The sequence below is a fragment of the Olsenella uli genome, from assembly GCF_901212655.1.
Taxonomy (GTDB): domain Bacteria; phylum Actinomycetota; class Coriobacteriia; order Coriobacteriales; family Atopobiaceae; genus Parolsenella; species Parolsenella uli_A.
Map to the genome: position 1 here is coordinate 238,761 of NZ_CAAKON010000020.1, position 8,470 is coordinate 247,230.

Consider the following 8,470-nt stretch of genomic DNA (forward strand, 5'->3'; position numbering starts at 1 on the left):
ACCAAAGCCGCTCTGGTCGAGCTTGTCCTTGACCTCATCCCAGAGAGCGGCCTGCTTGAGCGACGTCTCTACGAGCTCGTCGCCCTCCTCACGGCTCCCGATGCGGCCATGGCGCTTGGGGGCGAACAGGATGTTCTCGCGGATGGACTTGCGGAACGGCGTGGGCTGCTGGAAGACCATGCCGATGGACTTGCGCAGCTCGAAGAGGTTCTCGTCCTTGGTGTTGATGTTGCGCCCGTGGTAGAGGATGTCGCCTCCCACCACGCACTTGGGAATCTCTCGGTTCATGAGGTTCAGGCAGCGCAGGAAGGTGGACTTTCCGCAGCCCGAGGGGCCGATCAGGGCCGTCACGACGCCGGCGTCGAAGTCCAGCGTGGTGCCGTGGAGGGCCTCCTTGATGCCGTCGTACTTGACGGTGACCTTGCGGGCAGAGAGCAGGTGCCTCTCAGAGCCGTCCTCCGTCACGCCGGGCGCGACCTGGGTGTTGTTCACTTCGTCACTCATTCGCTCGTCAGCTTCCTCGCGAGTACCTTACCCAGAACGCGGGCAAGCACGTTGAACAGGAGCACGCAGATAATCAGTATGGCCGCGGTGCCCCACACGATCTCGTCGTTGCCGGGGGTGGGCTCCATCTTGAGCTTCCAGATGTGGACGGCCAGCGTCTCGGCGGGACGGAAGATGTTCCACGGGTTGGTGGGCGCCGCCAGGTTAGTGCTCGCGAAGTTGAGGCGGGCTGCCGCGGAGCCGGACGTGAAGATCAGGGCGGCGGCCTCGCCGAACACGCGGCCAGCGCTGATCACGACGCCGGTGACGATGGCGGGCATGGCGGCCGGAAGCAGCACGTTGAGCGTGGTCTCCCAGCGCGTGAGACCCATGGCCAGGGCGGCGTCGCGCTGCGAGCGCGGCACGTCGGCCAACGCCTGCTGAATCACGCGCACCAGGATGGGGATGTTGAACATCGTGAGAGCCAGGCAGCCGGCGATGATTGAGATGCCCCAGCCGAGGTAGACCACGAAGAACAGCGAGCCAAACATGCCAACGACGATGGAAGGCAGGCTCGAGAGCGTCTCGATGGCCGTGGAGGCCGCGGAGGTCACCCAGTTGTCCGGGGCGTACTCCACCAGGAAGATGGCGCCGCCCAGCGAGATGGGCACGCTGATGATCAGCGTGATGACGAGCATGTAGAACGAGTCGAACAGCTGGTAGGCAATGCCCGGGAGCTCCTTGTTGGTGGAGGGGTTGGTGATGAACCCGGGCTGGAACACCTTCCAGAGGCCCTGCGCGAGGATGTAGATCACGATGGCCGCGAGCAGCGCGAGCACGAGGCCCACGATGACGGTGAGGATGACCGTGGCAAGCTTGTCCCGCTTGCCGATCCTCGCGGCGTGGGCATTGAGGTCCACGGACTGACCACCGATGATGGTAACGCCGTTCTCCGCAGAAGCTTCGTTAGCCATTAGCCTTCGCCCCCCTCTTGCCGATGATGCGAATGATGAGGATGAACAGCAGCGACATCGCCATCAGGAGCATGCCGAGCGACCACAGCGCGTGGTACTGGATGGAGCCCGTGGTGGCGTTGGCGAGGCCTGAGGTGAGCGCCGTGGTAAGGGTGGCAGCCGGATCGAGCAGGCCGGTGGGCATGGCCTTCTCAACGCCGCCGATGACCATCTGCACGGCAAGCGTCTCGCCAAAGGCGCGGGTCATGCCCAGGATGACGGCCGTCATGAGCGAAGGCAGGGCGCTCTTGAGCACCACGTGCCAAACGGTCTGCCAACGGGTGCAGCCCAGCGCGTAGGAACCCTCGCGATACTGGTTGGGCACCGCGGCGAGCGCGTCGATGGAAAGCGTCGTGACCGTGGGGAGAATCATGACCGCGAGCACGATTGAGCCGGAGAGAATGCCGGCGCCGGTGCCGGCTGCCTGACCAAAGATCGCACGCATCGCGGCGTTGACCACCGTGAGGCCCAGCAGGCCATACACGACCGACGGAATGCCCACGAGCAGCTCGACGAGCGGCTGGAAAAACTTGCGGCCAAAGACCGGCTGGACCTCGACCACGAAGATGGCACTGCCCAAAGCGATGGGCAGGGTGAAGATGGTGGAGAGGATCGTCACCGAGAATGAGCCCACGATGAGCGGCGCCGCGCCGAACTTGCCGTCGGTGGGAATCCAGTTTGCCCCGAGAAAGAAATCGAAGAAGTTGACGCCGTCGCCGATGAACGTCGTCAGGCCCTGCTGGGCAACCATCACGATCAAGGTAAGAACCACGATCGCCACGAACGCAACGCACGCGCCCGTTAGGCCTAGGCCAACGTTCTCAAGCTGACGCTTCGGCAGCATCTGCTTTGCCATAGGAAACCTTTCTGCGCACAGAAAGCGGGACGTCCCCACACGGGTTGGGACGCCCCGCAAGAAGAGAGGGTCGATCGAACTACTTGTTGGAGATGTTGCCCTTGGCGTCCTTCTTGACCTTCATGCCGGTCAGAGGAATGAAGCCCTTCTCCTCCACGAGGGAGCCCTGGACCTCATCGGAGAGCATGTAGTCGATGAACGCCTTGGTGGCCTCGTCGGCGTCCTTGGCGATGTACATGTGCTCGTAGGACCAGATCTTGAAGTCGCCGGTCTCGACGTTCTCCTTGGTGGGGTCGACGCCGTCGACCTTCAGGGCCTTGAACTTGGAGTCATCGAAGTAGTTGAAGGACAGGTAGGAGATGGAGCCCTCCGTCTGCTGGACCTTCTCGACGACGGTGCCCGAGGAGTCCTCCTCGGCAACCGGCTTAAATGAGTCGGGGACCTTCTCGCCGGCGAGGACGGCGCCCTCGAACGTGGCGCGGGTGCCGGAGCCGGCCTTGCGGTTAATGACCTGGATGGCGCCGGCGGTGCCGCCCACCTGGCTCCAGTCCGTGATGGCGCCGGTGAAGATGCCCTTGAGCTGCTCGGTGGTGAGGTTGTCAACGTCGACGCTGCTGTTCACCACGGGGCCCATGCCCACGATGGCCACCTGATTGTCGGTGAGCTTCTCCGCGTCGGAGGCGTCGAGCTTGGACTCGGCGAAGACGTCGGAGCGGCCGATCTGGACCTTGCCGTCCTTGATGTCGGACAGGCCCTGGCCGGAGCCACCGGCGGAGATGGAGATGGTCACGTCAGGGTTGGCGTCCATGAACGCGTTGGCGGCGTCCTCGACGAGCGGCTGGAACGAGGTGGCGCCGGAGCAGCTGATGGAACCAGAGACGGTCTTCTCGGCAGCGCCGGAGGCCGCGGAGGTGGAGGAGGTGGTGGAGCCGCCGCCACAACCAACGAGGCCGAGACCCGCGACGGCGGCAAGGCTGCCGGCGAGGCCGAGGAACTGACGACGAGACATATCGGTGCGCATGGTTCTCCTTCTTCTTGCATCCCTGGGATGTCCGTGTCCTCCGGCTTCGCCGGTTGTCCCACGTGGCCACCCTGGCTCACGCGCCAGCCTCCGCCGGCCTGGACGTCCCTTAACCGGTTTGGAATGCTATGCGCCGGCACGTGGGTTTTATTCGATGTTTCCCGTCCCTTACCTCGCCGTGACGCCCCTTTACGTTGCGCTTACATTTGGCGTCGGGTCCCTTTACGGGTGCCTATGCAAGGACGCACCGAAGGCAGCTGCGCGCAGCCCCTACATGTGAGATTCGCGAGAACATGCATCTGCGGGCCGGCAGATAACCTCTCGGGAACGCAAGCCCGCGGGCCGGCGGTAAGACTCTCAGGAACGCGCGCGTTCGATGCGCCTCTCGTTCGAGCAAATGTTAGGTTCCCATTACTTTAGGTCCCATACAGTTAGGTACCTTGACTACCACTGGCAAGGAGCGTAGCATCCTCGCGGTCAACAAGAAAGCATGGAAGCGCGGGACGCGGGCAACTTGCACGCGCGCGGGGCGCCGGCAGCCCGCTCGCCCAAGCACGGGCCACGCCATCGGCACGCCTCTGCCCTCCATGCGCAACGCCCACAGAAAGGAGGGCCATGGGAGACATCAAGGAACGCGAGCTGTGCCGTCCGCGGTGGATGGACCTTGCCGACCCACAGGAGCGCCAGAACGCACACATCCTGGACGGGCTCGGCTTCTGCGGGCACTACCTGCACGTCCATGGCGGCGGCAGGTCCGGGCGCGCGCCCATCCTCTGCACCCTGCGCAAGGCCGGCGGCGCCATGCCGCAGCGCGAGCTCGCGAGCCGCTTCGAGCTCAAGGCGGGCTCGCTCTCGGAGGTACTCGCGAAGGCCGAGGAGGCCGGTCTCATCGAGCGCACCCGCGACCCGCAGGACCGCCGCCAGCTCATCGTGAGCCTCACGGAGGAGGGCAGTCGCCAGGCAGACGAGGACCAGCGCGCGCGCGAGGAGTTCCGCCGGGAGGCCTTCGCCTGCCTCTCCCCCGCCGAGCGCGACCAGCTCGAGGACATGCTCGTACGCATCAACCAGCATTGGAGGTCACTGGATGATTAAAACGCTTGCCAAGAGCATTCGTGAATACAAGGGAGCCGCCATCGCCACGCCCCTGCTCGTCACGGGCGAGGTGCTGTTCGAGGTCATGATTCCGTTTGGCACCGCCTCGCTCATCGACCAGGTGAAGGCGGGCGCTCCCCTGCCTACGCTGCTCACCTACGGCGGCATCCTGGCACTCATGGCGCTCGTCTCGCTCGCGTTTGGCGCAGCGGCTGGCCTCACCTGCGCCAAGGCCTCGGTGGGCTTCTCGCGCAACCTCCGCAAGGACATGTTCCACGCCATCCAGGGCTTCGACTTCGCCACGATCGACCGTTTCTCCAACTCGAGTCTCGTGACGCGCCTCACCACCGACGTCCAAAACGTCCAGATGGCCTACATGCAGCTCATCCGCACGGCCATCCGCTGCCCGCTCATGCTGATCTTCGCCTTCACCATGGCCTACATCATGGGCGGCTGGCTGTCGTTCATCTTCCTGGCCGTGATTCCAATCCTCGCCATCGCGCTGTTTGCGGTCATCAAGGTCGTGCACCCCATCTTCAAGCGAATCTTCAAGAAGTATGACCACCTCAACGAGAGCGCCGAGGAGAACCTCTCGGGCATCCGCGTGGTCAAGAGCTACGTGCGAGAGGACTACGAGAAGCAGAAGTTCGAGCGCGCCGCCGAGGAGGTGCGCCTCGACTTCACGCGCGCCGAGCGCATCCTGGCGCTCAACGGCCCCATCATGAACTTCTGCATGTACTGCATCATGACGTTCGTGATCGGCGTGGGCTCCTACGCCATCATCTCCACAAGGGGCGAGCTCATCGACGTGGGCCAGTTCTCGAGCCTCATTTCCTACGGCATCCAGATCCTCATGAGCCTCATGATGATCTCCATGGTCTTCGCCATGTGCACGATAGCCGAGGAGGGCGCCGACCGCATCGCCGAGGTGCTGACCGCCACCTCGGGCATCACCAACCCCGACAACCCCGTCACCGAGATCGCCGACGGCTCGATCGACTTCGACGGCGTGGGCTTCTCCTACGGCGGCGACCGCAGGCGCGAGGCGCTGAGCGGCGTCGACCTGCACATCAAGAGCGGCGAGACCATCGGCATCATCGGCTCGACGGGCTCCTCCAAGTCCAGCCTGGTGCAGCTCGTCCCGCGCCTCTACGACGCCACCGAGGGCACCGTCCGCGTGGGCGGCCGCGACGTGCGCGACTACGACGTGGAGGTGCTCCGCAACGAGGTGGCCATGGTGCTCCAGAAGAACGTGCTGTTCAAGGGCACCATCGCCGAGAACCTGCGCTGGGGCAACGCAGACGCCACCGACGAGGAGGTGCGCGAGGCGGCCGAGCTCGCCCAGGCCGACGAGTTCGTCCAGGGCTTCGCCGACGGCTACGACCACATGATCGAGCAGGGCGGCACCAACGTCTCCGGCGGCCAGAAGCAGCGCCTGTGCATCGCCCGAGCGCTGCTCAAGCACCCCAAGATCCTGATTCTGGACGACTCCACGAGCGCCGTGGACACCAAGACCGACAAGCTGATCCGTACCGGCCTCAAGAGCTACCTGCCCGAGACCACCAAGATCATCATCGCCCAGCGCACCGGATCGGTGGAGGACGCCGACCGCATCATCGTGATGGACGGCGGCCGCATCAGCGCCGTGGGCACCCACGAGGAGCTGCTGCGCTGCAGCGACATCTACCGTGAGGTCTACACCTCGCAGAACAAGCAGAGCCACGACGAGAAGCAGATCGACATCGAGGCGACCGACGCCACCGGCTCGGACGCCCGCTCGAAGGAGGTGAGCGCGAATGGCCGATAGCAAGAAGACTGCCGTGCCCGACGAGACGCGCGCCGAGGCCATCGCCTCGGGCTCGAACGCCCCCGAGGGCATGCCCAAGGAGGCTCCGGCAAGCGCACAAGAGGCTCCGGCAAGCGCACCCGCGCCCGGACCCAAGAAGCGCAACATGGGTAAGACAGCGCTGCGCGTGCTCAAGATGCTGTTCGGCTTCTATCCCGCGCTGCTACCCGCCGTGATCGTGTGCATCGTGATCAACGCCGTAGTGCAGACCGTGCCCAACGTCTTCATGGAGCGCGTGTTGGCCATCGTGCAGCAGGTCTGGAACACCGGCGAGTGGGATCCGGTGGCGCAGTCGATCATCAGCAACGTCATCATGCTCGCGATCTTCTACGTGATCGGCGTGGTGTGCAACGCCTTCTGGAACCAGGCGATGGCCATCATCACGCAGGGCTCGCTCAAGAAGTTCCGCGCCGCCATGTTCGACCACATGCAGGACCTGCCGGTTCGCTACTTCGACACGCACCTGCACGGCGACATCATGAGCTACTACACCAACGACATCGACGCCATGCGCCAGATGATCTCGCAGAGCCTGCCGCAGCTAATGCTGACCTCGCTCATCATGCTGTCCGTCGTGGGGATCATGCTGTTCTACAGCATCCCGATGGCCACCGTGGTGATCCTGGGCGCCGCGATCATGGCCTGGGCCACCAAGTTCCTGGGCGGGCGCTCGGCGAAGAACTTCCTACGCCAGCAGAAGGCCGTGGCCGCGCTCGAGGGCCATGTGGAGGAGGCCATGGGCGGCGAGAAGGTCATCAAGGTCTTCTGCCACGAGGAGGAGGCCGAGGAGAACTTCGACCGTATCAACCGCGAATGGGAGGACGCCGCGCGCACCGCCAATAGCTACGCCAATACGCTCATGCCCATCCTCATGAACATGGGCAACCTGCTGTACGTGATCGTGGCCATCGCCGCCGGCGTGCTGATCTCGCTGCACGCGCCCAATCTGAGCTTCTCGGGGCTGCCGCTGACGGTGGCTGTAGCCGTGCCGTTCCTCAACATGACCAAGCAGTTCGCCGGGCAGATCGGGCAGGTGTCCAACCAGATCAACTTTGTGGTGATGGGCCTTGCCGGCGCCGAGCGCATCTTTGAGCTGCTCGACGAGGAGCCCGAGCAGGACAGCGGCTATGTGACGCTCGTGAACCTCGCGGTCGAGAATGGCGAACTCGTGGAGAGCGAGAAGCGCACGGGCCTGTGGGGCTGGAAGCACCCGCACCGCTCCGACGGCACCATCACCTACGTGCCGCTGCGCGGCGACGTGCGCATGGAGCACGTGGACTTTGGCTACGTGCCGGGCCACACGGTGCTGCACGACGTGTCGGTGTACGCAAAGCCCGGCCAGAAGGTTGCCTTCGTGGGCGCCACGGGCGCGGGCAAGACCACGATCACGAACCTCATCAACCGCTTCTACGACATCGCCGACGGCAAGATCCGCTATGACGGCATCAACGTGAACAAGATTCGCAAGAGCGACCTGCGCCGCTCGCTCGGTGTGGTGCTGCAGGACGTGAACCTGTTCACGGGCACCGTGATGGACAACATCCGCTACGGCAAGCTCGACGCCACGGACGAGGAGTGCATCGCCGCCGCCAAGCTTGCCGGCGCCGATGATTTCATCAGCCGCCTGCCCAAGGGCTACGAGACGATGCTCACCGACAACGGATCGCAGCTCTCGCAGGGCCAGCGACAGCTCGTGAGCATCGCGCGCGCCGCCGTGGCCGACCCGCCCGCGATGATTCTTGACGAGGCCACGAGCTCCATCGACACGCGCACCGAGGCCATCGTACAGCGCGGCATGGATGCGCTCATGCAGGGGCGCACCACGTTCGTGATCGCGCACCGCCTGAGCACCGTGCGCAACTCCGATGTCATCATCTGCCTGGACCACGGCCGCGTCATCGAGCGCGGCACGCACGACGAGCTCATCGCCAAGAAGGGCTACTACTACCAGCTCTACACCGGCGCCTTTGAGCTGGAGTAACGCCGGGAGATCAACTGAGCTGCACCAGGGCCCGTGCGGAGCGGCGCGCTGCGATGTGGATGGAGCCGAGGTGTAACGGGACCCTACGCGGGGCATCGCGAACTGTCCGCGTAGGTCCGACCGAATTGCAGCGGATGCCGGCTCGGTGCGGGGCCGCAATATGGCGGCCCCGCACCGA

Annotated in this window: 6 protein-coding genes and 1 pseudogene (1 of these 7 running past the window's edge); 3 read left to right on the plus strand and 4 right to left on the minus strand. The window is 64.6% G+C overall.

Annotated features, from left to right (window positions below):
* The 4 genes and pseudogenes from EFAMC2_RS10520 to EFAMC2_RS03680 form a co-directional block, all read right to left on the minus strand.
* Window positions 1-504 (minus strand): annotated as a pseudogene (locus EFAMC2_RS10520) (phosphate ABC transporter ATP-binding protein) (it extends 317 nt beyond the left edge of the window).
* Window positions 501-1,457 (minus strand): phosphate ABC transporter permease PstA, encoded by a 957-nt coding sequence (gene pstA / locus EFAMC2_RS03670; RefSeq protein ID WP_154027144.1) that lies wholly within the window; start codon window positions 1,455-1,457, stop codon window positions 501-503. Before pstA ends, EFAMC2_RS10520 begins: the two are co-directional and overlap by 4 nt.
* Complete coding sequence (gene pstC, locus EFAMC2_RS03675) at window positions 1,450-2,352, minus strand: phosphate ABC transporter permease subunit PstC (protein ID WP_154027147.1); 903 nt, start codon at window positions 2,350-2,352, stop codon at window positions 1,450-1,452. The genes pstA and pstC overlap by 8 nt, the downstream gene beginning before the upstream one ends.
* Window positions 2,353-2,431: 79 nt before the next feature.
* Window positions 2,432-3,373 carry a phosphate ABC transporter substrate-binding protein gene (locus tag EFAMC2_RS03680; protein WP_154027150.1) on the minus strand — a complete coding sequence of 314 codons (942 nt, stop codon included), beginning with the start codon at window positions 3,371-3,373 and terminating at the stop codon, window positions 2,432-2,434.
* 615 nt (window positions 3,374-3,988) lie between these two features.
* On the opposite strand from EFAMC2_RS03680, the gene EFAMC2_RS03685 reads away from it, so the two are divergent.
* The 3 genes from EFAMC2_RS03685 to EFAMC2_RS03695 all read left to right on the plus strand — a co-directional run bounded on the left by EFAMC2_RS03685 (window position 3,989) and on the right by EFAMC2_RS03695 (window position 8,292).
* Entirely contained in the window at window positions 3,989-4,465 is a 477-nt protein-coding gene (locus tag EFAMC2_RS03685) for a MarR family winged helix-turn-helix transcriptional regulator (RefSeq protein WP_154027153.1), read from the plus strand.
* Window positions 4,458-6,272, plus strand: coding sequence for an ABC transporter ATP-binding protein (locus EFAMC2_RS03690; RefSeq protein ID WP_154027156.1), 1,815 nt, complete (start codon window positions 4,458-4,460; stop codon window positions 6,270-6,272). Before EFAMC2_RS03685 ends, EFAMC2_RS03690 begins: the two co-directional genes overlap by 8 nt.
* Before the next feature lie 145 nt (window positions 6,273-6,417).
* Window positions 6,418-8,292, plus strand: a complete 1,875-nt coding sequence (locus EFAMC2_RS03695; RefSeq protein ID WP_154027220.1) for an ABC transporter ATP-binding protein — start codon at window positions 6,418-6,420, stop codon at window positions 8,290-8,292.
* Window positions 8,293-8,470 lie beyond the last annotated feature (178 nt).